This is a genomic window from Collimonas sp. GW821-FHT02H07 (genome assembly GCF_059421505.1).
Window position 1 is genome coordinate 17,624 of the sequence record NZ_JBWKVC010000011.1, and the last position, 25,746, is coordinate 43,369.

The 25,746-nt window shown below is 61.9% G+C and carries 22 protein-coding genes; 13 read left to right on the plus strand and 9 right to left on the minus strand.

All coding sequences use genetic code 11. From position 1 onward, the window contains the following. Positions 1–23: 23 nt before the first annotated feature. The 4 genes from AC07V8_RS17115 to AC07V8_RS17130 form a co-directional block, all read right to left on the minus strand. A complete protein-coding gene (locus tag AC07V8_RS17115; RefSeq protein WP_494681078.1) occupies positions 24–782 on the minus strand; it encodes a DUF899 domain-containing protein in 759 nt (252 codons plus the stop codon). Positions 783–825: 43 nt separating this feature from the next. After that, on the minus strand, positions 826–1,437 hold the full coding sequence (gene gstA / locus AC07V8_RS17120) for a glutathione transferase GstA (RefSeq protein ID WP_494681079.1): 612 nt from the start codon (positions 1,435–1,437) through the stop codon (positions 826–828). Positions 1,438–1,549: 112 nt separating this feature from the next. Next, entirely contained in the window at positions 1,550–2,227 is a 678-nt protein-coding gene (locus tag AC07V8_RS17125; protein ID WP_494681080.1) for a Vgb family protein, read from the minus strand. A 46-nt stretch (positions 2,228–2,273) separates the two neighbouring features. Further along, entirely contained in the window at positions 2,274–3,494 is a 1,221-nt protein-coding gene (locus tag AC07V8_RS17130; RefSeq protein ID WP_494721480.1) for a helix-turn-helix domain-containing protein, read from the minus strand. Positions 3,495–3,595: 101 nt separating this feature from the next. Here AC07V8_RS17130 and AC07V8_RS17135 point away from each other — a divergent pair, with 101 nt between their 5' ends. Together AC07V8_RS17135 and AC07V8_RS17140 are read left to right on the plus strand one after the other, a co-directional pair. Then, the gene (locus tag AC07V8_RS17135) at positions 3,596–4,732 is read left to right on the plus strand and encodes a PA0069 family radical SAM protein (protein WP_494680169.1); all 1,137 of its coding nucleotides are present in this window, start codon (positions 3,596–3,598) and stop codon (positions 4,730–4,732) included. 70 nt (positions 4,733–4,802) lie between these two features. Then, positions 4,803–5,390 (plus strand): GNAT family N-acetyltransferase, encoded by a 588-nt coding sequence (locus AC07V8_RS17140; RefSeq protein WP_494680170.1) that lies wholly within the window; start codon positions 4,803–4,805, stop codon positions 5,388–5,390. Here the strand turns inward: AC07V8_RS17140 and AC07V8_RS17145 are convergent. Then, entirely contained in the window at positions 5,374–6,018 is a 645-nt protein-coding gene (locus AC07V8_RS17145; protein WP_494680171.1) for a Smr/MutS family protein, read from the minus strand. The genes AC07V8_RS17140 and AC07V8_RS17145 overlap by 17 nt on opposite strands. A gap of 85 nt (positions 6,019–6,103) precedes the next feature. Continuing rightward, positions 6,104–7,060 carry a thioredoxin-disulfide reductase gene (trxB, locus tag AC07V8_RS17150; protein WP_494680172.1) on the minus strand — a complete coding sequence of 319 codons (957 nt, stop codon included), beginning with the start codon at positions 7,058–7,060 and terminating at the stop codon, positions 6,104–6,106. 361 nt (positions 7,061–7,421) lie between these two features. Between trxB and AC07V8_RS17155 the strand changes: the two genes are divergently transcribed. Both AC07V8_RS17155 and lolA read left to right on the plus strand, forming a co-directional pair. Further along, on the plus strand, positions 7,422–9,776 hold the full coding sequence (locus AC07V8_RS17155; protein WP_494680173.1) for a DNA translocase FtsK: 2,355 nt from the start codon (positions 7,422–7,424) through the stop codon (positions 9,774–9,776). Positions 9,777–9,828: 52 nt separating this feature from the next. After that, on the plus strand, positions 9,829–10,479 hold the full coding sequence (gene lolA, locus AC07V8_RS17160) for an outer membrane lipoprotein chaperone LolA (RefSeq protein ID WP_211474847.1): 651 nt from the start codon (positions 9,829–9,831) through the stop codon (positions 10,477–10,479). Positions 10,480–10,516: 37 nt separating this feature from the next. Here lolA and fdxA read toward each other — a convergent pair whose 3' ends face one another. Then, positions 10,517–10,849 carry a ferredoxin FdxA gene (gene fdxA / locus AC07V8_RS17165; RefSeq protein WP_494680174.1) on the minus strand — a complete coding sequence of 111 codons (333 nt, stop codon included), beginning with the start codon at positions 10,847–10,849 and terminating at the stop codon, positions 10,517–10,519. Positions 10,850–11,043: 194 nt separating this feature from the next. Between fdxA and AC07V8_RS17170 the strand changes: the two genes are divergently transcribed. From AC07V8_RS17170 to AC07V8_RS17185, 4 genes are all read left to right on the plus strand, one after another. Continuing rightward, on the plus strand, positions 11,044–12,351 hold the full coding sequence (locus AC07V8_RS17170; protein ID WP_494680175.1) for a replication-associated recombination protein A: 1,308 nt from the start codon (positions 11,044–11,046) through the stop codon (positions 12,349–12,351). A gap of 1,141 nt (positions 12,352–13,492) precedes the next feature. After that, positions 13,493–13,993: a sigma-70 family RNA polymerase sigma factor gene (locus tag AC07V8_RS17175; RefSeq protein WP_494680176.1), complete on the plus strand. Its 501-nt coding sequence runs from the start codon at positions 13,493–13,495 to the stop codon at positions 13,991–13,993. Further along, positions 13,990–14,949, plus strand: coding sequence for a FecR domain-containing protein (locus AC07V8_RS17180; RefSeq protein WP_494680177.1), 960 nt, complete (start codon positions 13,990–13,992; stop codon positions 14,947–14,949). Before AC07V8_RS17175 ends, AC07V8_RS17180 begins: the two co-directional genes overlap by 4 nt. 232 nt (positions 14,950–15,181) lie before the next feature. Then, a complete protein-coding gene (locus AC07V8_RS17185) occupies positions 15,182–17,551 on the plus strand; it encodes a TonB-dependent siderophore receptor (RefSeq protein ID WP_494680178.1) in 2,370 nt (789 codons plus the stop codon). Positions 17,552–17,626: 75 nt separating this feature from the next. On the opposite strand, the gene AC07V8_RS17190 is transcribed toward AC07V8_RS17185, so the two are convergent. Beyond that, a complete protein-coding gene (locus AC07V8_RS17190) occupies positions 17,627–18,148 on the minus strand; it encodes a hypothetical protein (RefSeq protein ID WP_494680179.1) in 522 nt (173 codons plus the stop codon). Beyond that, positions 18,145–19,890, minus strand: a complete 1,746-nt coding sequence (locus AC07V8_RS17195) for a hypothetical protein (protein WP_494680180.1) — start codon at positions 19,888–19,890, stop codon at positions 18,145–18,147. The genes AC07V8_RS17190 and AC07V8_RS17195 overlap by 4 nt, the downstream gene beginning before the upstream one ends. A 365-nt stretch (positions 19,891–20,255) precedes the next feature. Between AC07V8_RS17195 and AC07V8_RS17200 the strand changes: the two genes are divergently transcribed. The 5 genes from AC07V8_RS17200 (at position 20,256) to AC07V8_RS17220 (ending at position 25,602) form a co-directional block, all read left to right on the plus strand. After that, the gene (locus tag AC07V8_RS17200; RefSeq protein WP_494680181.1) at positions 20,256–20,582 is read left to right on the plus strand and encodes a hypothetical protein; all 327 of its coding nucleotides are present in this window, start codon (positions 20,256–20,258) and stop codon (positions 20,580–20,582) included. 135 nt (positions 20,583–20,717) lie between these two features. Continuing rightward, positions 20,718–21,257, plus strand: coding sequence for a transposase (locus AC07V8_RS17205; RefSeq protein ID WP_494680182.1), 540 nt, complete (start codon positions 20,718–20,720; stop codon positions 21,255–21,257). A 398-nt stretch (positions 21,258–21,655) separates the two neighbouring features. Next, positions 21,656–22,270, plus strand: a complete 615-nt coding sequence (locus AC07V8_RS17210; RefSeq protein ID WP_494680183.1) for a helix-turn-helix domain-containing protein — start codon at positions 21,656–21,658, stop codon at positions 22,268–22,270. Positions 22,271–22,480: 210 nt separating this feature from the next. After that, positions 22,481–23,869: an aminopeptidase P family protein gene (locus AC07V8_RS17215; RefSeq protein WP_494680184.1), complete on the plus strand. Its 1,389-nt coding sequence runs from the start codon at positions 22,481–22,483 to the stop codon at positions 23,867–23,869. 122 nt (positions 23,870–23,991) lie between these two features. After that, positions 23,992–25,602, plus strand: coding sequence for an ABC transporter substrate-binding protein (locus AC07V8_RS17220; RefSeq protein WP_494680185.1), 1,611 nt, complete (start codon positions 23,992–23,994; stop codon positions 25,600–25,602). Positions 25,603–25,746: the final 144 nt, after the last annotated feature.

Below are 25,746 nucleotides of genomic sequence, written 5' to 3' on the forward strand. Positions count from 1 at the left end.
GATGCGCTCGGATAGCTCGCGTTTCAGGTATGCGCGCAGCAGGAACCGGCCGCCGCCGGCTCGTAGCGGTCGTGGTGGCGCACCCACTCCATCTTGTGGGGCACGTCGCGCTCGTCACGGCCCTTGGGCGTAAGGTCCATCATGTTATACGCGCCCATCATGACCTCCACGCCGCGGCCGTAGGTCGAGTAGGTGTGGAACACTTGGCCGGCGTCGTCCTTGTAGAACACGCTGACGCCGGGCGCTTCTTCGACCGGAAAGGGGCGCATGCCGTAGTTGTAGTAGACCTCGCCCCTGGCCTGTTCTTCCGGCGTGAAGCTGACGTTGAAATCGTGGTTGAAATCGCTGCCATGCGAGGACACCCACCTGAACTGCCATCCCATGCGCTGGCGAAAGCGCGCGATGTCAGCGAGCGGTGCGCGCGAAATGGCGACCAGCGTGATGTCGCGCTGCGCCAGATGCACGTTCATGCCGTCCGTGTGGTCGGCCATGAAAGAGCAGCTGGGGCAGCCTTGCTCCCATCCCGGGCCGAACATGAAGTGCTGCACCAGCAGCTGGCGGCGGCCGTCGAACAGCTCGGACAGCGTGCGCCGGCCCTCGGCGGTGTCGAATACGTAGTCCTTGTCGATGCGCTCCCACGGCAGCGCGCGGCGCTCGCGGGCGACCTGGTCATGCAGGCGCATCAGTTCCTTCTCGCGCGCCAGCAGCGCCTTGCGCTCGCTCAGCCAGCGCTCGCTAGAGACGACGGGATGGTTTTTTACTTCTGAAATAGCGGTGTTCATGATCTGCTCCTTGGCTGATGGTTGACGGCTGATGGTAAAGGGCTCAGGCGGCTGCCGGCTGTTCGCGGCGCAGCGCCGCTTGCACGGCGGGGCGGGCAGCGATGCGTTCCTGGAATGCCAGCAGGTTCGGGAACGGCGACAGATCGAGATTCACGAATGCCGACCAGCGCGTCACCACAAACAGATAGGCGTCGCCGATGCTGAACCGTTCGCCCAGCAGGAATGGCGTGAAGCCGAGCGTGGCGTCGATCAGCGCATAGTGCTTGCGCAGATGGGCCATGCGCCCGGCGCGTGCTTCGTCGCTGGTCTCGGGGTAGAACAAAGGCAAGTAACCCTGGTGCAGCTCTGAATTGATATAGCCCAGCATTTCCTGCAGGCGGTAGCGCGCCATGCTGCCGTTGGCGGGCGCCAGCTGTGCCTGGGGCTTCAGGTCGGCCAGGTATTGCGCCACAGCCGGGCCTTCCGTCAGCACACGGCCGTCGTCCAGCTGCAGCGCGGGCACATAGCCTTTGGGATTGATGGCGAGGTAATCTTCTCCGCGTTCAGTGCGTTTGGTCTTGCTGTCGACTTTCACCAGTTCGATGGGCAGGCCAAGTTCGTTGGCGATAATGTGCGGCGATAGCGAACAGGCGGATGGAATGTAGTACAGCTTCATGGTCTTGCTCCTTGGATTGGGGTTGATCAGGACAATGCCTGAATCAGACCGGCGTGCGAGGGCCCTCGGCTGCGCCGGAGACATGGTCCAACTCGACGTGCTACTACGGTGATTACGACCCGGCTGCTTTCGGACGCCGCACGGCGCGCACCTTGCCGCTGCCTCCGCCGCCGCAGTAAAACAGGCCGGCGCCGTCGGATTCGAGCCCGCTGACGTTGACGCCGGGCGGCATTTCCAGCCGCTCCAGCACGGCGCCGCTGTCCGGGTCGACGCGGCGGATTTCGCTCTCGTCGCCTTCCCATGTGCCGTGCCACAGCTCGCCGTCGACCCAGGTCACGCCGGTGACGAAGCGGTTGGACTCGATGGTGCGGATGATGGCGCCGGTGGCCGGATCGATCTGGTGGATCTTGCGGTCGCGATGCTGGCCCACCCACAGGCTGCCCTCGGCCCAGGCCAGCCCGGAGTCGTTGCCGTGGCCGGGCGCCGGGATCGAGGCCAGCACCTTGCCGCTGGCGGGGTCGATCTTGTCGATGCGCTGCTCGGCGATCTGATACAGGTGGCGGCCGTCGAAGGCGGTGCCGGCGTCGCAGGGGCAGTCCAGCGTGCGCGTCGGTTCGCCGCTCGCGGGATCGAAGGCGATCAGCCTGGCGCCGGTGGCGGCCCAGACGCGCTGGCCGTCGTGGGTCACGCCGGCGATGCTGGCGGCGCCGGCGAAGGGGCCGTATTCGCGCACGATCTCGGCCATGCGTGCTGTCGCCTGAGGTTTGTCTTTGCTGGTTTTTTGGGTCATTGCTGGCTCCTGATGGCGCATCTCGGATCGGCGCCGTAAGACAACTCTATTCCATCTGCAGCGTAGCGGGGAGTAACAAGATTGTCGTGAATCCTGCCAGCGGCGGCGCCAGCCAGCGGCGCATCCGCGTCTGCCCGATTGAACGTACCCGTCCGGCGGCCTCCAGCTCGGCCAGCGCGCGCTGCACGGTGCGCTGGCTATCCCCCAGGGCCAGCGCCAGGGCCGAGGTCGACCAGGCCGCGCCGTCGGCCAGCAGCGCTGCCAGCGCCGCCTGGTCGCCATCGATGGGCGGCGCCAGCACGGCCACGGCGCGCTCGGCGAGCGGCTTGAGGACGAAACCTTGCGCGGTAGCCTCGATCTGCGCCAGTTCTGTGACGAGTGCGCGCAGACGGCCGATCTCGACCCGCAGGCGCGCCCGGTGCGATTCGTTGGGGTGGCGGGCGCCGAATGCGCAGGCGATCAAGGCTTCGCGCCCGACATCGCCAGGCCAGGCCTCGGCCAGCGCGCGCGCCAGCGCGAACAGTACCGGCCGGCGCGCCAGCGATTGCCACGCAGCGCTTGTGCCCAGCCCGCGCCGGCAAGCGTCGATGACCAGCGCGTCGGAGGCCAGCAGCGCCGCCACCTCGTCGAGGCGCAGCATTTGCTCGCCGCCGGCACAGAGGCGCCGGGCGGCAGGACGATCAAGCGTCGCCCGCGCCTCTGCCACCTCGGCCAGCAGCGCCGGCACGCCTGCGCGCCCGGCCGCCTCATGCGCACGGGCTAGCGCCGCCTGCGCCGGTCCGATGCGCAAGGAGCGCAGCGCCAGCTCCGCCGCCGCCAGCTCGGCCACGGCCGCCAGCGACGGCGGCAGGCCGCGCGCATCGAGCGGCGCCAGCGCCGCCTCGGCTTCGTCCAGGCGGCCAAGCAGCAAGAGTTTGCGTACCGCGATGAGCCGCGCCTGCAGCGCGTTGGCGTGATCGCCGTGCGCTTCAAGCGTGGCCAGGGCCGCCGTCAGCGTGCGCGGCGAGCTGCCGAGGTCGCGCACGGCCAGCGCCACTTCGGCCTCGGCCACCACGCAGCGTGCGCGCGCCAGCTCCTCGTGGGCGCCGAAGCCGCGGGCGGCGAGTCGCAGCAGCTCGCGCGCGCGCGGGTGCTCGCCCAGCTGGGCCATGGCGATGCCGCGCAAGGCCAGCGCCGGCGGGTCGTCGCGCAGGGCAACGCGCTTGAGGGCGCCGAGTATGTCGCCGGCAGCGAGGGCGCGCGCGGAGGCGGCTATCAAGGAGTCCATGGCGATAGAATACACCGCCGCGCCACGAGGTCCGCGGATGCTGTTGCATTTGCCCGGTTTGCGCTAAAATACTGTACATACATACAGTGATTGGTGCTTCGATGTCGGATCAGCAAAAAAAGGATCCTGCCCAGGTAATGCATTTCCAGGGAGCCAGCGTGGTGCGCAAAGGCCGGGGTGCGACCAGCAATATGCAAGGCCGTTACGAAACCGACCAGCGCGAAGATTTCGACGACGGCTGGGCCGGCGAGGATGAGCAGCTTGAGCCCCCCGTGGTGCGCACCATCGTGACTGAGGAACAGGCAAAAAGCATCCTCAGCCGCAATGCCTCGCCGGACCTGCCGTTCAGCGTTTCCCTGAATCCCTATCGCGGCTGCGAACACGGTTGCATCTATTGCTTTGCGCGGCCCACGCACAGCTATCTCGGCCTGTCGCCCGGGCTGGATTTCGAGAGCCGGATTTTTGCCAAGGTGAATGCGCCGCAGCTGCTGCTGTGCGAGCTGGCCAAGCCATCCTATGTGCCGGCCTCGATCGCCATCGGCGTCAATACCGACGCCTATCAGCCCTGCGAGCGCGAGCTCGGCTTGACGCGCCGCATCCTGCAGGTCTTGCACGATTGCGAACATCCGTTGGCGCTGATCACCAAGTCGTCGCTGATCGAGCGCGATATCGATTTGCTGGCGGCGATGGCGGCCAGGAACCAGGCGGTGGCGGCGGTCACCATCACCACGCTGGATCCGGCCATTGCGCGCACGCTGGAGCCGCGCGCCGCCGCGCCGGCGCGGCGTTTGCGCACCATACGGACGCTGGCCGACGCCGGCATTCCGGTCAGCGTCAGCATTGCGCCGCTGATCCCCTTCATCAACGAGCCGGACCTGGAGCGCATCATCGAAGCAGCGGCGGAGGCGGGCGCGGTGCGCGCCAATTACATTGTGCTGCGCTTGCCGTGGGAGGTGAATCCGCTGTTCCAGGATTGGCTGAATGCGCATTTCCCTGACCGTGCGAAGCGCGTCATGAACCACGTCCGGGAAATGCGCGGCGGCGCCGACTACAATGCGGATTTCGGTAAGCGCATGCGCGGCGAAGGCATCTGGGCCGATTTTCTGAGGCAGCGCTACGAAAAAGCAGTGGCGCGTTTCGGCCTGGTCCAGCGCGGTTCGTTTTCCAGCCTGGATACCTCGCGCTTCAAGCGCCCGCAGCTGCCTGCAGAGCAGAAGCCGCAGATGGATTTGTTTTAGCGATTTCGCCGGCGCCGGCGCGGGCGGAACGGTGAACGATAGTGTGCGATGTTGTTGATGGAGGATCAGTGTGACCGGTTACCGGATTGAATTGGCGGCGGCGGATGATGTTGCGGCTTTGGCCGCAGTGGAGAGGGCGGCCGCGACGCTGTTCCCTGAACGGCTGCTGCCGCTGCATCTGCGCGGCGAAACGATGGCGCGCGAAAAACTCATGGCTGCGCAGGCGGCCGGCATGCTGTGGGTGGCAAAGGACAGCGCCGCCACGGTGCTCGGTTTTGCCTGCGTCGCCATGCATGGCCAGGTGGCGGTGCTGGCGGAACTTGACGTCCTGCCTGCCTATGGCCGGCACGGCATAGGCAGCGCCTTGCTGGCGGCGGTCGTCGCCTGGGGCAATGCGCGCGCGATCCCGACTTTATACCTGACCACTTTCCTGGAGTTCGCGCCCAGCCAGGCGCTGTATCGCAAGTTCGGCTTTGTCACGCTGGGGGCGGCGCCGGATTTCCTGGCGGCGGCGCTCAGGCACGAGGCCGAAGCGGGGCTGGGGCAACGGGTTGCCATGCGGCTGACTTTTCCGCGCAACAAGGCGGCTAAAACCTGCCCGTCGCGCGGTCGAATTTCGATGGAAACAGAGGGGAAGAGCTTTACAACTGGCCTTTGAGCAGCACCAGCAGCGCGCCTGAGCCGCCCTCGGCCGCGGTGGCCTGGCAGAAGGCCAGTACTTCATCCTTTTGCACCAGCCAGTTGCGCACCTTGGATTTCAGCACCGGTTCCTTGTTGACCGAGCCCAGGCCTTTGCCATGGATGATGCGGACGCAGCGCCAGCCGCGCTTGGCGGCCAGGCGCAGGAATTCGGCCAGGGCTTCGCGCGCCTCTTCGCGCCGCAGGCCGTGCAGGTCGAGCTGCTGCTGGATGGTCCAGTGGCCGCGCCGCAGCTTGCGCATGACATCGGGGCCGATGCCGTTGCGGGCGAAGCTGAGCGTTTCATCGGTGTCGAGCAGGGTTTCGATGTTGAACTCGTCCGACAGCGATTCTTCCAGCGCGGCTTGTTCGTCGGCGATGTGCTGGCGGGCTATCGGCAGCGGGCGCGGGATGGCGGGCGTGAATTTGGGTGGCACGGCGAGCGGCTTGACGTTGCCGATGCTGCTGCGGAAGATGTCGGCGTCGCGCCGCGCTTCCTGCTCGCGGCGCTTGGCTTCAGCCGCGGCGGCCTGGCGTGCTTCGTCCTGCGCCTTGATTTCCTTGCGCAGCGATTTGAGGGCGCTGAAGTCTTTGATCGGGCCGGCCATGATATGTGCGTCTGCTAATAATGAAAGGCGGCGGGGTAGGGTGGGCACATCGTGCCCACGCGTGAACTTTACCCTTCCTGGAAGCCTAGTCTTCCAGGAAACGCTGTGCATCCAGCGCTGCCATGCAACCGGTGCCGGCGCTGGTGATGGCCTGGCGGTAGATATGGTCCTGCACATCGCCGGCGGCGAATACGCCCGGCACGCTGGTCGCTGTCGCCATGCCTTCGAGACCGGTCTTGGTCTTGATGTAGCCGTTATGCATCTCCAGCTGGCCGTCGAAAATGCCGGTGTTGGGCTTGTGGCCGATGGCGATGAAGACGCCGTGCAGCGTGATCGGCGTGATGCTGCCGTCGGCCACCGACTTGATGTTGATGCCGGTGACGCCGCTGGCGTCGCCAGTGACTTCGTCCAGCGTGTAGTTGTACTTGATGACGATCTTGCCTTCGGTGACCTTGGCGTTGAGGCGGTCGACCAGGATCGGTTCGGCGCGGAACTTGTCGCGGCGATGGATCAGCGTGACCTTGCTGGCGATGTTGGACAGGTACAGCGCTTCTTCCACAGCGGTATTGCCGCCGCCGACCACGGCCACTTCCTGGCCGCGGTAGAAGAAACCGTCGCAGGTGGCGCAGGCGGAAACGCCTTTGCCCATGAAGGCTTCTTCCGACGGCAGGCCGAGGTACTGGGCCGAGGCGCCGGTGGCGATGATCAGGGCGTCGCAGGTGTATTCGCCATTGTCGCCGAGCAGGCGGAATGGCCTTTCCGACAACTTGGTGGTGTGGATATGGTCGAAAATGATTTCGGTGTTGAATTCTTCCGCGTGCTTGAGCAGGCGCTGCATCAGTTCCGGGCCTTGCACGCCATGCGGATCGCCCGGCCAGTTTTCGACGTCGGTCGTGGTCATCAGCTGGCCGCCTTGCTCGACGCCGGTGATCAGCACCGGCTTCAGGTTGGCGCGCGCGGCGTAGACGGCGGCGCTGTAGCCGGCAGGTCCGGAGCCGAGGATCAGTACATGGGCGTGCTTGGCGGGTTTGGTAGTAGTCATGGAAGAAGGCCTTAGGTAACAAATGTCGGGAGCGTCATGGATTTGAACAATGCCGTTTTATGCACGCTTGTGGCGGATAAATATTGTCAAGATCATCAAATGGCGCTCAAAAACTCGGTAAGATTATAGTCGAGCAAGCCGCTGTACGTGTGCGGCGCATCAAAATTCGCGCGCGCCAGGCTTGTTTTTTACGCATGTTGCAACTGGAAACATCAAACACTGGTTATATATATAGGTATTGGGTGCATAATTTCAACTTGCCATGCATGATTGAGCCAGGGTTTATCCATGGAACTTATGCGAGATGCAAGGTCTTAAACCATTTTCAAGACGCAACACTAAAGCAACATCAACCGGATTTATGACTAGAACAAGCCAAGCCTATACCCGCAATGCCAAACCGCAGGACGCGGCGCCTTTGCCAAGCCGTCTGGTGCGGCTGTTGTATGAAGCGCGCTGGATCATCTATGCGGTCATCACGGCCTATCTGCTCATCATTTTCGCCACCTATTCCAAGTCCGATCCCGGCTGGTCGCATGGCGCTCTGGTGCCGCGCATGCATAACTGGGGCGGCCGTGTCGGCGCCTGGGTGTCCGACCTGATGCTGTTCGTCTTCGGCGCCTCCGCCTGGTGGTGGTGCGCGCTGCTGCTGCGCACCCTGTGGCAGGGCTACCGGCGTATTTCGCAGCGCTTCGTGGTGGAGAAAAACGCCGAGCCGGAACACAGCCAGGAAGGCTTGATCCGCGGCGCCGGCTTTGTCCTGATCCTGGTCGGCAGCCTGGGCCTCGAATACACCCGCATGCAATGGCTGGCGGCCCACGTACAGCTGCCGCGCGCCCCGGGCGGCGTGCTGGGCCAGCTGATCGGCAGCGGCGCGCAGAATGCGCTCGGCTTCACCGGCGGCACCTTGTTCCTGCTGCTGCTGTTTGCGCTCGGCATCAGCCTGTTTTTCCATATGTCCTGGCTGACGCTGGCGGAGCGCATCGGCGCCGGCATCGAAAATGGCTTGCTGTGGCTGAAGAATTTCTACATCGCGCGCCAGGACCGCAAGGTCGGCCAGGTCGCCGCCGTCAAGCGCGAAGAGGTGGTGGTGCAGGAGCGCGCCAAGATCGTGGTGGCGCCGCCGATCCGCATCGAGCCGCAGATCGTCGCGGTGCCGAAATCCGAGCGGGTGCAGAAGGAAAAGCAGAGCGCGCTGTTTGAAGACCTGCCTGACACCAACCTGCCGCCTTTGTCGCTGCTGGATGAAGCGCCGCCGGCGCAGCAGACCGTCAGCGTCGAAACGCTGGAATTCACCAGCCGCCTGATCGAGAAGAAGCTCTCCGATTTCGGCGTCCAGGTGACGGTGGTGGCGGCGCATCCGGGGCCGGTGATCACGCGTTATGAAATCGAGCCGGCGACCGGCGTCAAGGGCAGCCAGATCGTCGGCCTGGCGCGCGACCTGGCGCGTTCGCTGTCGCTGACCTCGATCCGCGTGGTCGAAGTCATCCCGGGCAAGATGTACATGGGCCTGGAACTGCCGAATCCGAAACGGCAGATTGTGCGCCTGACCGAGATTCTCGGCTCCAAGGTGTATAACGACGGCGTCTCCAGCCTCACCATTGCGCTCGGCAAGGATATCGCCGGCCATCCGGTGGTGGCCGACCTGGCCAAGATGCCGCACTTGCTGGTGGCCGGCACTACCGGTTCGGGCAAGTCGGTGGGGATCAACGCCACCATCCTTTCCTTGCTGTACAAATCCGACCCGAACCAGGTGCGCCTGATCCTGATCGATCCGAAAATGCTGGAACTGTCGATCTACGAAGGCATCCCGCATCTGCTGGCGCCGGTGGTGACCGACATGCGCCAGGCCGGCCATGCGCTCAACTGGGCAGTGAACGAGATGGAGCGCCGCTACAAGCTGATGTCGAAGCTGGGCGTGCGCAACCTGGCCGGCTACAACCAGAAGATCATCGACGCCGACAAGCGCGAAGAGAAAATTCCGAATCCGTTCAGCCTGACGCCGGACGCGCCGGAACCGCTGGAGAAGCTGCCGACCATCGTGGTCATCATCGACGAGCTGGCCGACCTCATGATGGTGGTCGGCAAGAAGGTGGAAGAACTGATCGCCCGCATCGCCCAGAAAGCGCGCGCCGCCGGCATCCACTTGATTCTGGCGACACAGCGCCCATCTGTAGATGTGATCACCGGCCTGATCAAGGCCAACGTGCCGACCCGCATTGCGTTCCAGGTCAGCAGCAAGATCGACTCGCGCACGATTCTCGACCAGATGGGAGCGGAGGCGCTGCTGGGCATGGGCGACATGCTGTACATGCCGCCCGGCACCGGCTTGCCGATCCGCGTCCACGGCGCCTTTGTCTCGGATGAAGAAGTGCACCGGGTGGTCGATTACCTGAAGGAACAGGGCGAGCCGAATTACATCGAAGGCATACTGGAAGGCGGCGTGCTGGAAGACGGCGGCGACGGCGCTGTCGGCGGCGCAGCCACCGGCGGCACCGAAGGCGACGAACTTTACGACCAGGCGGTGGCGGTGGTGCTCAAGAACCGGCGGGCTTCGATTTCTCTGGTACAGCGCCATCTGCGCATCGGCTACAACCGTGCGGCGCGCTTGCTGGAGCAGATGGAAACCAGCGGCCTGGTCTCAACCATGCAATCCAACGGCAACCGGGAAATCCTGGTGCCGGCGGGTAATGGCAACAGCAGCAATACGGAGTAGGAATATGCAAAAGAAAATTACCGCCAGCCTGATCGGCGCACCCAGGAACAATATGTTTGCCAGGATCAAATCGGGACGCCTGATTATCGGCCTGTCGCTGAGCATGGCGCTGCTGCCTTCGCTGGCCGGCGCCAGCGCGCTGGAGCAGTTCAAGTCCTTCGTCAGCAGCACGCAGTCGGCCAAGGGCGAGTTCTACCAGCAGCTGGTGAAAATCGATGCCGGCAGCAAGACGCCGAAGGTTTCCAGCACCTCCAGCGGCATCTTCGTTTTCGCGCGGCCGGGCAAGTTCATCTGGACCTATCAAAAGCCGTACGAGCAGATCCTGCAGGCTGATGGCGACAAGCTGTTCATCTACGACAAGGACCTGAACCAGGTCACCACCAAGAGCCTGGGCAACGCGCTCGGCTCGTCGCCGGCGGCGATCCTGTTCGGCAGCAACGACCTGGAAAAGAATTTTGTCCTGAAAGAAGGCCAGGCCAAGGACGGCATGGAGTGGCTGGAAGCGACGCCGAAAGCCAAGGACACGACTTTCGACCATATCGGCATCGGCTTGCGCGACGGCATACCGCAGGCGATGGAACTGCGCGATTCGTTTGGCCAGGTGTCGCTGCTGACCTTCAAGAATTTCGTCAAGAATCCGCCTTTGTCGGCCGGGCAGTTCAAGTTTGTGGTGCCCAAGGGCGCGGACGTTTTGAATCAGTAATTGAATTGAGTAGGGTGGGCAGGCATTTGCGCCCACGTTACGCCAGCTTCAGGAATTCCAGCTTATTGGCGACTTCGCGCCAGGCTTCGTGGTCGGGCAATGGCGCTTGTGAGCGGGTGATCGGCTTCCAGTCGGGGTGAGTTGCCAAACGGGCGTTGATTTCGATGAAATGGCGTTGCTCGTCGGGTAAGTCGATTTCGTTATAGATCGCGCCGACCGGACATTCCGGCACGCACATCGAGCAGTCGATGCAGTTGTCGGACACGATCACCAGGAAGTTCGGTCCTTGCCGGAAGCAGTCCATGGGACAGACTTCGACGCAGTCGGTGTACTTGCACTGGATGCAGGAATCGGTGACGACAAAGGGCATGATAGTGCGGATCCGGGTTGGCGGCTGGTTTAGGCCAGCGCGAAATGCTGGCGTTGGCGTCAAAATCGAGTGGGATTCTCTCACAATTGCGGTTTTTGCGCCGGCAACGGCGCTACGACGGATCGGCGGGATTCTGCCCATGCATCATCTGATTTCATTTTTCAAACAGAGCACATTTTCACAGAACCATCTTCATGTCCGATCTCTTTACAGTAGCACCCACTCCGCCATTGGCCGAAGCCCTGCGTCCGGCGACTCTGGACGAAGTGATTGGGCAGAGCCATTTGCTGGGGGAGGGCAAGCCGCTGCGGCTGGCGTTTGAATCGGGGCGGCCGCATTCCATGATCCTGTGGGGGCCGCCGGGGGTCGGCAAGACCACGCTGGCGCGTTTGACTGCGAATGCCTTCGACTGCGAATTCATCCCGCTGTCGGCAGTGTTTTCCGGCGTCAAGGATATCCGCGCGGCGATGGAGCAGGCGCAGCAGTACCTGGCCCAGGGCAAGCACACCATCCTGTTCGTCGATGAAATTCATCGCTTCAACAAATCGCAGCAAGATGCCTTGCTGCCGTATGCAGAATCGGGCTTGGTGACTTTCATTGGCGCGACCACCGAAAATCCTTCGTTTGAAGTCAATTCGGCTCTGCTGTCGCGAGCGCAAGTGTATGTGCTGCAGGCGCTCACCGACGACGAACTGAAGCAGCTGCTGAAGCGCGCGCAGCAGCGCGTGCTGTCGCACCTGCAGTTCGACGACGCGGCGGTAGACACCCTGATCGGCTATGCCGACGGCGATGCGCGTCGATTGCTCAATTTGCTGGAGCAGAGCGGCAGCGCCATCAAGGCTTCCGGCGTGACCCAGGTCACCAGCGAGTTCCTGCAAAATGCGCTGACCTTGAATGCGCGCCGTTTCGACAAGGGCGGCGATAATTTCTACGACCAGATTTCCGCCCTGCATAAATCGGTGCGCGGCTCCAGCCCGGATGGCGCGCTGTACTGGCTGTGCCGCATGCTGGACGGCGGCGCCGATCCCAAGTACCTGTCGCGGCGGATCATCCGCATGGCCTGGGAAGATATCGGCCTGGCCGATCCGCGCGCGATGCAGATCGCCACCGACGCCGCCGCCACCTTCGAGCGGCTGGGTTCGCCGGAAGGCGAGCTGGCGCTGGGGCAGGCGGTCATCTACCTGGCGATCGCCGCCAAGAGCAACGCCGGCTACAACGCTTTCAACCAGGCCATGGCATTTGTGCGCAAGGACAAGTCGCGCGAAGTGCCGGTGCATCTGCGCAATGCGCCGACCAAGCTGATGAAGGAACTCGGCTACGGCCACGAGTACCGCTATGCGCACGACGAACCGCATGCCTACGCGGCAGGAGAAACCTACCTTCCGGACGGCATCGAAGATCCCGGCTGGTACCGGCCGGTGCCGCGCGGCGTGGAAGCCAAGATTGCCGAGAAAATGCAGTTCCTCAGGAGCCTCGACGACGACGCCAGGGGCGGCAGATAGGCACTATCGAAGTGTCAAAATTCATGCATCGCATTTGACAGACCTGGCGCTGCGCTGACAGAGTCATCTGGGGGCGGAGTTTTTTACGACGGCAGTATCGTCGTAAATTACTCTGACCCCACATGACGGATTCGGAGAAAGACAGCGCGCATTCATGGTTTTTTCTAGCGACGAGGTATGCGCTCTGTAGCCCGCTAAGTGGGTTAAACGCGACGAAAACCCGGTTGCGGTTTGTCGCGTTTTATGAAATTCTCAATCATCCAGTCCTGGTCGATTGCCCCTGGAACAAGCGAACGCCGTTGTTCCCGCCCATCGTTCCCGCCCATCAAAATCCTGCCGAGACCTCATCTGCTTCTCGCAGAGGCACAGGCTTGGACCATGCCCACTCCATGGTATGTGTCGAGCACCAAATTGGGGCGTTTTGGCAATTGCCGCCAAAACTTGTCAAATGAATTCCATCCGCTTTGTTTGCGTGTCGCGCCGTTCGCAGCGTCATTTTGGCCGACGCGCCTATGGCGCCGGCGCTACTGGCCAGCGCGCGCGACGAAAAAAGAAAAGAACGTATCTTTCTATAGATTTTTTTGTTCTATCTATATACGTTTTTTACGATAAGGGAATCCGGCAGAAATCAGCCGCGCTTGGCCTCGATATTGCTTCTGTTCGTGAAGTGAAGCGGCTTGCTTCATTACCCCGTTGTGTTCATCGCGCCGTCCCATAGACAACCCTGTCTGTCTGAATGTCAAATGGCGAGTGCGCGGCCGGGTAACAATTGTCGCCGCGGTTTGCAGACTTGTTAACAGCAAGCCAAGCAAATGTTCAAATAATTAAATGTTTAGTGAGGATTATGTTGCTTCGCCCCTTTTGTCTTGTTGACGGCCAGCGTAAATTAGCCCTACATTTTGGTCTTGAATTAAGTAGAGCTAAAATTCAGTACGCGTTTTTTTTGCAATGTGTTGGTTTTGCAAAGAGGCGTCGCAGGAGCGTCAGTACTGAAAAAAGCCAAGCTGTTTTTACGCAATTGCCGGTATCCCTGATTTTAAGCTTAGCCCTGCCAGCGGTTGGCAGAGCGCGCATCCCATGAGGAAAGCTGCCAGTCATATGCCGAAAAGTGCCGCAAAAGAGCCACATAGGAGAGCCGCTTATGCCCAAGGTTGAGGCTACATCGATACAGTCCTTATATGTTGAACACCATAACTGGTTGCTAGGATGGTTGCGTCGGCGTCTAGGTAATATCGACCACGCCGCGGATATTGCCCAGGATACGTTCGTGCGCGTGCTGCTGAAGTCGGCGATCGAGGTGATCGAGGAGCCGCGCGCCTACCTGACCGTCATCGCCAAGGGCCTGGTCGCCAATGCCCATCGGCGCGATGCCCTGGAGCGCACCTATCTGGAAACGCTGGCGTTAGTGCCTGAAGCACTGGCGCCGTCGCAGGAATATCGTGCGATGCTGCTTGAGACCTTGTTTGAAATCGATGCCATGCTGGACCGGCTGCCGGCCAAGGCGCGCAGCACTTTCCTGCTGTCGCAGCTGGAAGGCCTGACCTATGCCGAGATTGCCGAGCGCCTGGACATTTCAGTGCGCACCGTCAAGCGCCACGTGGTGCTGGGTTTCGAACAATGCCTGATGTTTTCCCTGCCATGAACGACACGCCAATCAATCCCGCGATCATCCGCGAAGCCGCAACCTGGCTGATGACCTTGCACGGCGGCGAGGCGACCGAAGCCGACCAGCAAGCCTGGCAGCGCTGGCGTTCGCGCAGCCCCGAACATCAGCGCGCCTGGCTGTGCGCGCAAAAAATCAATAGTGCATTCAGCGATATCCCGGCCGAGCTTGGCATGCCGGTGCTCGATCGCCCGGTGTCGTACCAGCAGCGGCGTACGGCGCTGAAAGCCCTGTCGCTGCTGCTGACAGCGGCCCCGGTAGCGTGGCTGGCGACCAGGATGCCGTGGGAGGAGTGGACTGCCGAGTATCAGACCGGCACCGGCGAACAGCGCGATGTTGCGTTGTCGGACGGTTCCCGGCTGATGCTGAACACGGCCAGTTCGGTCGACGTCAAATTCGATGCGTCCAAGCGGCTGGTGCGGTTGTACACCGGCGAGTTGCTGGTCAGCAGCGGACGCGACCAGCTTGTCCCGGCGCGGCCGTTCCTGGTGCAGACCCGGCACGGCATGCTGCGTGCGCTGGGTACCCGTTTCGATGTCCGGCAGGAGGGCATGCGCAGTCATGTGGCGGTGTTCGAGGGCGCCGTCGAAGTTGTTCCGCAAAAATCGGAGGGCAAGGCGGTGCTGCTGAAGGCTGGCCAGCAATGCGTATTTACTGCCAAAGGCGTAGAGCCGGTGCAGAAGGCCGACGGCACGCTGGCGCTGTGGTCGCAAGGCGTGCTGGTTGCCGAGAAAATGCGGCTTGCCGATTTCATCGACGAGCTGGCGCGCTATCGTCATGGCCGTCTAGTGTGCGATCCGGCGGTAGCCGATCAGCTCGTGTCGGGAGCATTCCAGCTGAACGACACGGACCAGGTGCTGTATTTGCTCAGCAAGGTATTGCCGGTGCGCGTAGAAAAAATAAGCCGCTATTGGGTGACGGTGACCAAAGCCTAGCAGGCAGCGCGTATCTTCCGATATATTCCCAATGCAGCCGGATTTGAAATTTGATGTGGTGTGGTTTGACCTGACAGAGCAAGCTCTTTTTTCCTGCGATTTTATGCGATGGAGTTTGCCGGGCAGGCGCTTCTGATAGCTAACCGAGAAAGCAATTCGTATGGTTCTACAAAATTCTCGGCGACGGATTTTTGATACATCGCGGCCGCTTTCTGTGGCCATGCGCGTACACATGGCCTGCTGGTGCCTGGCGTCGGCGGGCTTCGGCGCTCCTCAGCTGGCATGTGCCCAAGCGGCGCAGCAGGCAAAAAATTACGCAATAAACGCAGGCAAGTTGAACCAGGTGCTGGCGGTCTTTGCCGCACGGGCCGGCATTTCGCTTGCCTATGATCCGGCGCTGGTGCTGGATAAGGTCAGCCCCGGCCTGAATGGAACGCATGCCGTGGCCGATGCTCTCGTGCGTCTGCTGAGCGGCACCGGGCTGGAAGCCGTTGCCAAAGCCGAGGGCGGTTATGCACTGCGGCGCCAGGCGTCGGCACCGTCGGCGCAGCGTCCACTGCAGGCGGCCGATGTGCAGGCAGCGGCAGCCGGCGCCAGGGACGATGCGCTGCTGATGGAGATGATTGTCTTTCCGCCGCCCGATGGCGCGGCCGTACAGGGTTTTGCAGCCGTCAGCAGCAGTAGCGCCACCCGCACCAGCACGCCGCTTTCCCAGATTCCGCAATCGGTGCAGGTGGTGACGCAAGAGGCGCTGGCCAGCCAGCAGTCGCAATCGGTGCTGGATGCCTTGCACGACGTCAGCGGCGTCAATATCTATAACCTCGGCGTCGATACCACGGTGTATATCCGCGGGTTCCTGGCGCCGACCCGCATCAACGGCCTGGAGCAAGGCGCATCCCGCATCGACAACGCCAGTTCGCCGCTGCATACGCCGCTGGCGGCGATCGACAGGATAGAAGTCATCAAGGGCGCCGATTCGATCGTCGCCAACGGCGACATGGAGCCCGGCGGGCTGGTCAACATCATCACCAAACGGCCGCAGGCCGAGCCGGTGCGGGAACTGACGGTGGAGGCGGGAACCCAGGGGCACCAGCGCTATGCGCTCGACCTGGCCGGCGCGCTCTCGGACGACCAGGCCTGGACGCACAGGGTGATCCTGTCCGGCAGCCGCGACTCGGATGCGATCGACCGCTACGACAGTGCACGGGACGTCTATTTCGCGCCGTCGCTGGGCTATCGCCGCGACGGCACCGTGGCCGTGGCCGGCATCAGTTACCAGCGCAACCAGCAGGCCAACGGCGGCCTTGGCCCGATCGGCGTGGTGGACGACGGCTTGCTGAGCACCAGCGTCGGCGCCAGCTATGACGTACAGCAGAAGATGGGCAGCAGCTGGGGCTGGCAAAGCAAGGGCAACTATATGCGGACGCGCTTGTCGTCGCGTTCATATAACTGCGTGCAAAGCGCGGCAGCCGATGCCGGATTGCGGGATTGCCAGACGCAGGCGCTGGAATCGAGCGCCTATGGCTGGAATCTGGAAAACAGCGTGCACGGCACTTTTCATAGCGGGCAGGTCAAGCATACGGTGCTGGCAGGCGTGGCGCTCAGCTATAGCTGGCGGGCGGTGCCGATGGCGGAAATCGGCCCGCCCATGATGGCGACGCTGTCCCGCAGCAGCCTGCCGGACGTGCCGGCAACCAATCTGACGCCGTTCGGCCCGGCGGTGACGCTGAACTATAACAACTGGTTTTTGCAGGACCAGCTGAGCTGGCGGCGCTGGCGTTTCCTGGCCAATCTCGGCTATACCCGCGCCTGGTCGCACGCCACCGACCCGCAAACGGCGGAAGTCACGTCGCTGCATCCGCAGAGCAAGCCGGTCTACAATATCGGGCTGTCCTACCAGTTGAACGATCACGTCACGCTGTACGCCAACCGGCAAAAAAGTTTTGTGCTGCAGGCGCAGCCGTCGGGCATCCGCTACGGCGGCGGCCCGCCCGGCCTGTACAACCTGCCGCCGACAGACGGTAAATCGCTGGAAGCGGGCGTCAAGCTGAATTTTCTGGATGAACGCCTGATACTGACGACTTCGGTGTTCCGGGCGTCCCATGCAAATGTGCTCTACGGTTTTGCCTACGATGCCGACGGCAATCTGTACACCGGGCTGCTGCCGCCCACCATCAGCCGCGGCATGGAGTTCGACCTGGCCGGCAGTCCGCTGCCAGGCTGGAATCTCGTCGCCTCCTACAGCTACACCGACTTTAGCTATGCGCAGCCGGCCGGCTTTGTGGTCGAGCCTTCGCTGATTGCGCGCCACCAGGCCAGCTTCTGGAGCAGCTACGACCTGCAGACGCCAGCCTGGCGCGGCTGGGGCTACGGCGTGGGGGCGACTGCCCGCACCGGCTATCCCAGCAACAGCGGCGACCATATCGGCGGCCAGGTTTCGCTCGACGGCAACCTGCGTTACGCCACCAGGCGCTGGTCGCTCACCCTCGGCGCTCGCAATCTGCTCAACCGCCGCCTGTACGGCAGCTTCGCCAATCTGCAGGAAGGCATCGGCTTTGAGCCGGGCAGGGTGTTCGTGTTAACCGGCCGTTATAATTTCTGACGTTGGCAAGCGCAGCGCCTGGCGGCAGCAGGGGGCCGATAAAAATTTACCGGCTCCCCGCACCGGCAGCAGCGCCTAGCGCACTTTTTCCTGCGCCGGCATGACTGTCAGGTTCTCACCCTGCGGCGTGCGCAGCGCCTTGCCGGCCATCTTGCGGACCGCCCTGGCGTTGCCGACAGTGACCGGCAGCGACACCGCCTTGGTGCGGTCGCCCAGCGTGACGAACACATTCAGCTCGTAGACGCCGTCGGCCGCGGCACGGACGTTGGGTGTATCGGTGGCCACGCCATCCTGATTGCTGACCAGGTTGGCGCTGCCCAGCGTGACCACGGTCAAGCCGGCATTGCCGCGGTATTCCACATGCAGCGGGGTATTCGGCTGGTCGGTAGTGAATTGCAGCAGGATCGGCAGGGTGGCGTTCTTGCTGGTTGCGCTGCCGGACGTCAGCTCGACGGTGACCGGCGCGCTGACTTTTTCGCCATGGCGGGCGCCCGCCGGTTTTTGCGCGATCTCCGGCAGGGGCTTGGCGATGCCAAGCTGCATGCCGCAAGCCAGCACAGTCAGCGCCAGCAGGCTGTTTTTCATGAGGACAGTCATTGCATTTCTCCGGTGTTGACCTGTGCAAGCAGGATCTTGAAGCAGCCGCTATTGGCGGCGGCGTTGATGGTGGCGACATAATCATCCTGCGCCGGCAAGTCATAATCGACATCGTAGGCGCCGCCGAGATTCGGATCTTTCACCATATTGCCCGCGATCGGCTGGCCTTTGCTGTACAGCTGGAAGGACGGATACAGGCCGCCGTCGGCGCTGATGCGCACCGTGTGCTTGCCTTTCTGCGGCAGGCTGAAGCGCAGGTAGCGATAAACGCCCAGCTTGTTGTTCTTGCCGTAGGCGCTGGTGGTGCATACCGTCGCATCCTTGCCGACCGTGCCGGTCTTTGATTTGACGCCGGCTTCCAGCGCGGTATACACCGGCAGCACAAATCCCTTGTTGGCAGCGATCACGGCCGGCGGCAGATCGGCTTGCCTGAGGCCGAACATGTCGAGCTGATCCTTGTTGACGGTGTTGATTTCCGCCAGCAGATTGTCGAGCGTGGCCTGGCCGGCGGCATCGACATTGCCGCGCAGCGCGGCGGCGAAGGAAAACAGGCTGGTGAAGGCGGACGATTTCTTTTGCGCCGCCATGGCCTGGTAGATCGGCAGGAAGCCGATATCGGGCGACTGGTGCAGGCGGTACAGCAGGGACTGCACCGCGACTTCGCCGAACCAGGCTTTGGCGGCATCGTCCGGGATCTGGTCGACCTTGAACACCACGCCGACCTTGCCCTGTTGCTCGCCCTGGGTGTCTACATACATCGGATCGTTGCGCGCCATGCTGGAAAACGCATTGCCCCAGCCCTCGCTGAACGCCAGCCGTATGTCGAGCAGGTTGGCGCTGCTGTGCGGGCCGCCGGTGCTGTCGTCGCGCGAGAAGCTGGCCTGGAAATAGTGTCCCCATTCGTGCGCAATGACGCCGGCATCGTACTCGTCGGTGTCGACATCTTCGTGGCCGAGAATATGCAGCCCGCGTATGGCCTTGTCGCCGGCGCCGTTGAAGAAGGTGCCGTCATCGCTGCCCGGACTCCAGAATATATTCAAAGGCGGGAAGCTCAGGTTCTTGTCGGCTTCCAGCACCTTGTGGCTGGCGCTGTAGACCGTGTCGAGAATGGCGAACGGCCCGGCGCTGCGCGGATGGGCGTAGCTCGCTGTCGCCGCATCCCAGCCGGAGGCCGCATTGAGGTCGTGGATGCTGGCTTTCCTGCCGCTGTTGAAGCTGGCGCCATCCATTGCAAACAAGGCGGCGCCGTCGACCGTGACACCGTAGCCGTCCGATGAGTTGTCGCGCACCGCGAAATTCCAGCTCGGCCCGGCGACCTTGCCGGCAGTGCGCAGCATCTGCGCCTTGGCGCGCACGTGAACCGCGGTGTCGAGCGGGGCCTGGAAGCGGTAGTTGCCATGGGCGTCGGTTTCGGTCGACAGCAATACCTTGCTGCTTTTATCGTTGATCAGTTCGACCATCACATTGCGCGCCGGCTTTTGCACGGTCTTGGCGTAGTCAAGCTTGGCCAGCCATTGGCCCTGGCTGTCCTTGCTGGCCACTGCCGGCACGAAATCGTAGGTGATCCTGCCGGATACGGTGGCGGCCGCAGGCGGATTTTTTGCCGCTGCCATGCTTTGATTCTGCGCACTCTCTGAGCTGGCGGCCGGCGCCGAACTGCTGCCGTCGCCGCAGCCCGCAAGCAGCAGCGCGGCCAAGGTCATCATCGCCAGCTTGCCTTGCGCTTGATTGGCGCCGCTCATCTCTGTCTCCGAATATGAAAAGAAGCATTCATTTCGGCTGCCGGCCCGGCGCCGTCAAGCAAGACATACCGCCGCGAATCCGGCCATTCTCTGTAACCGCCCATACGCAAAACTCCCGATTGATAGTTTAGAAGCGAGCACTCGGTCGTCGATTGCAAAACCTTTCATAGCGGTTTTATCAACAGTCCTTATTCAGGTTGCCCCGCGAAAATACAAAAGAGGCCAAACCGGATAAATGTTTTTTTGCCCGGGGTGCGATCGATCGTTGATCGATGCTGGCGTCACGTCGGTATTTCCTGTCGCAGACAGTTACAAATAATCGGGCCGGGACATGGCCCTTTTTCCTTTCTGGATGGGCATCCCTAGTGAAAGCGGGCATCAGCGTCGACAACATCGGCGCCGATGCCACTTGCAAGCGAATGGCCAGGCGTGAGCCGGGTGCCGTATTTTTTGGAATTGAGAGAAAGGAGTCGAGCGTGACTGCCTATATGGATAGATCGGACCGGCTTTCGTTGCTGACCCAGGCCGCTGCCGAGGCGACCGGCAGGCGTTTTTGCTCGCATCATCAGGGCCAGGTAGCGGCAGGCGAGGGCGATTTTGTCATGCGCAATAAAGTCCGGCGCTGGGTTTGTTTCCGTTGTCAGAAAAATATCCAAGGCCAGAATGCGGCATTGCTGAAGCAGCGCACGTGATTGCCCGCTGCCGCACCCGGTGCGGCTGTTACAAATTATTTTGGGCCGGAATGGCCCTTTTTTGCGTCCTTGCGGGGCAAGCAAGGTAGGGGAGTTGGAAGTCCTAATATCGCGACCGAACAGAAGTGAGCAGCCATGTCGAGCATCTACGGAATCAATCGGGGCCATGCCGAGAATACGGTTTTCTCGGGGAAAAAACAAAATACTGCTACTGCATCGTATGTAAAGTTGAAAGACGAGCAATGGGAGAAGCTGGAGCCCATGCTGCGCGGAAAAGAGGGCGATGCCGGCGCCAGGGGCCGCGACAATCGCCTGTTCATCGATGCCGTCTTGTGGATTTCAGGCAGCCGCCGCCTGTGGCGCGATCTGCCGCTGCGGTTTGGCAAATGGAACACCGCCTACATGCGCTTCATGCGCTGGAACCAGGGCAATCTCTGGCGCCGCCTCGCCGAAAACATCACGGACGATCCCAAGCTGCGTGCGGCGTTTGACAACATCGTCGACTATGGCGACGAATGGAGCCTGCGCATCAGGCAGCGCGCTTCCAGGCGTGTCAGCCGCGAGGCTTACGATGCGGCCGTCAAGCAGGCCGCGACCGAAGCGGCGCTGCCCGCGGGCGACGACTCGACCTTGCACTGGCTGAGCCTGGTGAACGAGACGCTGTCGCCAGAATAAGCCAGGGCGCTGCCGCCGTGGCGCGACAGCGCCGGCTTTGCCGGCCAGGCTGACTACTGCCGGCCAACTATCATCTTCCAGACTGCGCAATGGCATCCGCGCGCCCCGTTATGGGGCTGCGCACCACGCGTATTGCCGGCCGCGCTCATCCGCTCAAGCTATCATTTCTCCGCAGTTCTAAGGTAATCTAAAAAAGATCCTTGACTCCAGTTTTAGTCTGACTATAATTTCCGACGCCTGACCGAGGATGCAACAGCTGTAATCGCGCTGTAATCATTATCGTAGTTGCCATATTAAATACTATAAATATTAAAAAATTACTGTCGGATCAGCACGGCGCAGATTGTGCTTTCCGATTTGAATGTAATCAACATCAGGTACAGGCCGGAGACAATTGAATGGAAATACCAGAGCTGGGGATCTCTATCCGCACGCGGCGTCATGCCATCAACAAGACGTTGGTGGAACTCGCGACCGAAACCGGCTTGACCGCCGGCTTTATTTCACAGCTGGAGCGCAATCTCACCAGCCCCTCGATCACCTCGCTGGTGGTGATCGCCAAGGCGCTGGGCGTATCGATCGGCGATCTGATCCAGCAACCCGCGCAACTGCAGCCCGACACCTATCGCGGCCAGCGCCAGCCGTACTCCGTGGCCAGCGGCCGCGTCAAATACGAAAGGCTGTCGACGGTGTTCCCCGGCAGCCAGGTGCATTCCGTGAAATTCACCATGCCGGCCGGCTACAAGTCAGAAATGGTGTCGCACGAAGGCGATGAAATGATCTACGTGCTCAGCGGCCGGGTCGGCTACACGGTGGGCAAAGACAACTACGTGCTCAATGTCGGCGACAGCCTGCACTTCGACGCCAACATCCCTCACAGCATCGAATCGCTGCCGCATGATAACCAGGTGGCCGAAGTGATCTGGGTCGGCACCGTATCCCTGTTCGACGGGCCGCAGCAGCCTGAACCCGCGGTGCAGAAGCATCTGTTGCGCGGCACCGAATTCTTTTGAGGCTTTACCTGTAAGGCGATTCTGGCCGTTTTATGGCATGGTTTTTGCACTTGCAAGACGGGTGTTGCCGCAGGCGTCCAGCGCCTGCGGCGGCGTAATATTTATAATCAGTGTGTGGTTGTGACGGAGTGGCGATGGAGCAGACGATGTATCGGGAATGGAAGCAAGCAATAGCCGGCCGCGATTGCCGCGGCGGCCTGCGGGGTGCGCATGTTTGAGCCGACGGTCTACGCACAGCGGCGGCGCCGGCTGAAGCAGCAGTTTTCCTCCGGCTTGCTGCTGTTGCCGGGGAATGCCGATGTCTCCATGAACTATCCGCACAATCATTACTGGTTTCGCCAGGATTCTTCGTTTTCCTATTTCTTCGGCCTCGACCAGCCCGAGCTGGCCGGCCTGATCGACATCGACGCCGATGCCGACATCCTGTTCGGCGACGACGCCGGCCTGAACGAGGTGATCTGGGTTGGTCCGCAAGACGCGCTGGCGCAGCGCGCCCGCAGCGCAGGCATAGCGCGCGTGCAGCCGGCCGGCGAGCTGGCGGCAACGCTGGCGCAGGCGCGCCGCCAGGGCCGCGCGATTCACTATCTGCCGCCGTATCGCGGCGAAACCGTCCTGCAGCTGGCCAGCTTGCTGGACTGTACGCCGGCGCAATGCCAGGCCGGCGCTTCCGATAGCCTGATGACGGCGGTGATTGCGCTGCGTGAAATCAAGAGCGACGCCGAAATCCAGGAAATCGAAAATGCCCTCAGCGTCACGCGCGACATGCACCTCGCCGCCATGCAGCTGGCCAAGGCCGATACCTTTGAATATCAGGTGGTGGCGGCGATGGAAGGCATCATGCGCAGCCACGACCTGCAAGGCGCCTATCCGGTGATTTTTTCCCGCAGCGGCGAGATCCTGCACAACCGCGATCATCGCAACCGCTTGCGCAGCGGCGACCTGGTGGTCAACGACGCCGGCGCTTCCAGCACCCTCGGCTATGCCAGCGACATCACTCGCACCTTTCCGGTCGGCGGCCGCTTCAGCGAGCGCCAGCGCAGCCTGTACGAAATCGTGCTGGCGGCGCAGCAGCTCGCCATCGACATGATGCGGCCAGGAATTTCTTATCTTGACGTACATAAGCAGGCTGCGCGCCATATGGTGGCGGCGATGTCCGAGCTCGGCTTCTTCCGCGGCACGGCGGAAGAAGTGGTCGAATCGGGCGCTTACGCGATCTGCTTCCCGCACGGCCTGGGACACCAGATGGGACTGGACGTGCACGATATGGAAGGCTTGGGCGAAACCCGGGTCGGCTACGACGCCAGCGTCAGCCGCAGCGAGCTGTTCGGCCTGCGCAACCTGCGCCTGGCCAAGCCTTTGCAGGCCGGCATGGTGGTGACGGTCGAGCCGGGCATTTATTTCATCCCGGTGCTGATTCAGCGCTGGCGGGACGAGGCGCGCCACAGTAACCTGATCAATTACGAGAAGTTCGCCGAATACCTGAACTTCGGCGGCATCCGCATCGAAGACGACGTGCTGGTGACCAGCTCCGGCGCGCGCGTGCTGGGGCCGGCGATTCCCAAGACCTGCGCCGAGATCGAAGCCTTGATGGCGGCCTGAGCGGGCAATATGCCATTGCAGCAGCGGCATCTGGACGTAATACGGATACAAGCTTGTGCACTCGATGTGAATTGTTGTTAAATGAATCAGTTTCACCATAACCTAACGAAAGAAAGAGACCTATGATGAAAAGAAAATTGATTGCCAAGGCCGCGCTGCTCGCCGTCATGTGCGCTACCGCCGGCTATGCGACTGCCGCCAAGACCCTGGTGTTCTGCTCGGAAGGCAGCCCGGAAGGCTTTAATCCGCAGCTGTACACCACCGGCACCACCTTCGATGCGTCGTCGGTGCCGATGTATAACCGTCTGGTCGAATTCGAACTGGGCACCACCAAACCGATTCCCGGCCTGGCGGAATCCTGGACCGTCTCCGACGACGGCCTGACCTATACCTTCAAGCTGCGCAAGGGCGTCAAGTTCCACAGCAGCGCCAAGTTCAAGCCGACCCGCGATTTCAACGCCGACGATGTGCTGTTTTCGTTCAACCGCATGGGCGACGCCAGCCATCCTTACCACAAGCTGGCCGCCGGCCAGAGCTTCGGCTACTACCTGGACATGGGCATGGACAAGATCATCGACAAGGTTGAAAAAGTCGACGACAGCACCGTGGTGTTCAAGCTGAAGCATCCGGAAGCGCCGTTCATCGCCGACCTGGGCATGGACTTCGCCTCCATCCTGTCGGCCGAGTATGCCGACAACATGAAGAAGGCCGGCACGCCGGAAGTGATCGACCGCGAGCCGGTCGGCACCGGACCGTTCCAGTTCGTTTCCTATCAAAAAGATGCGGTGATCCGCTACAAGGCTTTCGATGCTTTCTGGGGCGGCCGTCCGAAACTGGACAGCCTGATCTACGCGATCACGCCGGACGCCTCGGTGCGCTACGCCAAGCTCAAGGCCAACGAGTGCCAGGTGATGGCGTACCCGAAACCGGCTGACATCGAATTGATGAAAGCCGATCCGGCCATCACCATGATGACCAAGCCGGGCTTGAACATCGGCTACATCTCCTTCAATGTCGAGAAGAAACCGTTCGACAACAAGCTGGTGCGCCAGGCGCTCAACATGGCGGTCGACAAGCAGACCATCCTCAAGACTGTCTACCAGGGCGCCGGCGTCCCGGCCAAGAATCCGATCCCGCCGACGCTGTGGGGCTATAACGACAAGATCAAGGATTACACCTATGATCCGGTCAAGGCCAAGGAATTGCTGGCCAAGGCCGGCTATCCGAACGGCGTCGAAGTCGAGATGTGGTACCTGCCGGTGACCCGTCCATACAACCCGGATGGCAAGCGCATGGCCGAGCTGATCCAGGCCGACTGGGCCAAGATCGGCGTCAAGACCAAGCTGACTACCTATGAATGGACGGAGTACCTGAAACGCAGCAAGCAGGGCGATCAGCACTCGATGATGTTCGGCTGGTCTGGCGACAACGGCGATCCTGACAATTTCTTCGCGCCGCTGCTGGGCTGCGAGGGCGTCAAGGGCGGCGGCAATACCGCGCGCTGGTGCAACAAGGATTACGAAGCATTGATCCAGAAAGCCAAGCTGACGCCGAAGCAGGACGAACGCGCCAAGCTGTATGAGCAGGCACAGGTGATCCTGCATGAAGAAGCGCCATGGATCGACCTGGCCCATTCGGTGCGTTTCACGCCGATCCGCAAGGAAGTGTTGAATTTCAAGATGGCGGTGTTCGCGCACCATCATTTCGAGAAGGTTGATCTGGCCGGCAAGTAAGGTCGCAAACGTAGGGTGGGCACAGCGTGCCCACGCGTGACCGTGATAACCGGAGTACGGACCCGCGCGGCGCCGAATAGGTATGTGCGTAGAACGAATTCACGCGTGGGCACGCTGTGCCCACCCTACCAATTTTTTTTATCA

Bases quoted from the DNA above. Each gene is read 5' to 3' on its own strand.
- AC07V8_RS17115 (WP_494681078.1), bottom strand. From the start codon at position 782: ATGAACACCGCTATTTCAGAAGTAAAAAACCATCCCGTCGTCTCTAGC.
- gstA (WP_494681079.1), bottom strand. From the start codon at position 1,437: ATGAAGCTGTACTACATTCCATCCGCCTGTTCGCTATCGCCGCACATT.
- AC07V8_RS17125 (WP_494681080.1), bottom strand. From the start codon at position 2,227: ATGACCCAAAAAACCAGCAAAGACAAACCTCAGGCGACAGCACGCATG.
- AC07V8_RS17130 (WP_494721480.1), bottom strand. From the start codon at position 3,494: ATGGACTCCTTGATAGCCGCCTCCGCGCGCGCCCTCGCTGCCGGCGAC.
- AC07V8_RS17135 (WP_494680169.1), top strand. From the start codon at position 3,596: ATGTCGGATCAGCAAAAAAAGGATCCTGCCCAGGTAATGCATTTCCAG.
- AC07V8_RS17145 (WP_494680171.1), bottom strand. From the start codon at position 6,018: ATGGCCGGCCCGATCAAAGACTTCAGCGCCCTCAAATCGCTGCGCAAG.
- trxB (WP_494680172.1), bottom strand. From the start codon at position 7,060: ATGACTACTACCAAACCCGCCAAGCACGCCCATGTACTGATCCTCGGC.
- AC07V8_RS17155 (WP_494680173.1), top strand. From the start codon at position 7,422: ATGACTAGAACAAGCCAAGCCTATACCCGCAATGCCAAACCGCAGGAC.
- lolA (WP_211474847.1), top strand. From the start codon at position 9,829: ATGTTTGCCAGGATCAAATCGGGACGCCTGATTATCGGCCTGTCGCTG.
- fdxA (WP_494680174.1), bottom strand. From the start codon at position 10,849: ATGCCCTTTGTCGTCACCGATTCCTGCATCCAGTGCAAGTACACCGAC.
- AC07V8_RS17170 (WP_494680175.1), top strand. From the start codon at position 11,044: ATGTCCGATCTCTTTACAGTAGCACCCACTCCGCCATTGGCCGAAGCC.
- AC07V8_RS17175 (WP_494680176.1), top strand. From the start codon at position 13,493: ATGCCCAAGGTTGAGGCTACATCGATACAGTCCTTATATGTTGAACAC.
- AC07V8_RS17180 (WP_494680177.1), top strand. From the start codon at position 13,990: ATGAACGACACGCCAATCAATCCCGCGATCATCCGCGAAGCCGCAACC.
- AC07V8_RS17185 (WP_494680178.1), top strand. From the start codon at position 15,182: ATGGCCTGCTGGTGCCTGGCGTCGGCGGGCTTCGGCGCTCCTCAGCTG.
- AC07V8_RS17190 (WP_494680179.1), bottom strand. From the start codon at position 18,148: ATGACTGTCCTCATGAAAAACAGCCTGCTGGCGCTGACTGTGCTGGCT.
- AC07V8_RS17195 (WP_494680180.1), bottom strand. From the start codon at position 19,890: ATGAGCGGCGCCAATCAAGCGCAAGGCAAGCTGGCGATGATGACCTTG.
- AC07V8_RS17205 (WP_494680182.1), top strand. From the start codon at position 20,718: ATGTCGAGCATCTACGGAATCAATCGGGGCCATGCCGAGAATACGGTT.
- AC07V8_RS17210 (WP_494680183.1), top strand. From the start codon at position 21,656: ATGGAAATACCAGAGCTGGGGATCTCTATCCGCACGCGGCGTCATGCC.
- AC07V8_RS17215 (WP_494680184.1), top strand. From the start codon at position 22,481: ATGTTTGAGCCGACGGTCTACGCACAGCGGCGGCGCCGGCTGAAGCAG.
- AC07V8_RS17220 (WP_494680185.1), top strand. From the start codon at position 23,992: ATGATGAAAAGAAAATTGATTGCCAAGGCCGCGCTGCTCGCCGTCATG.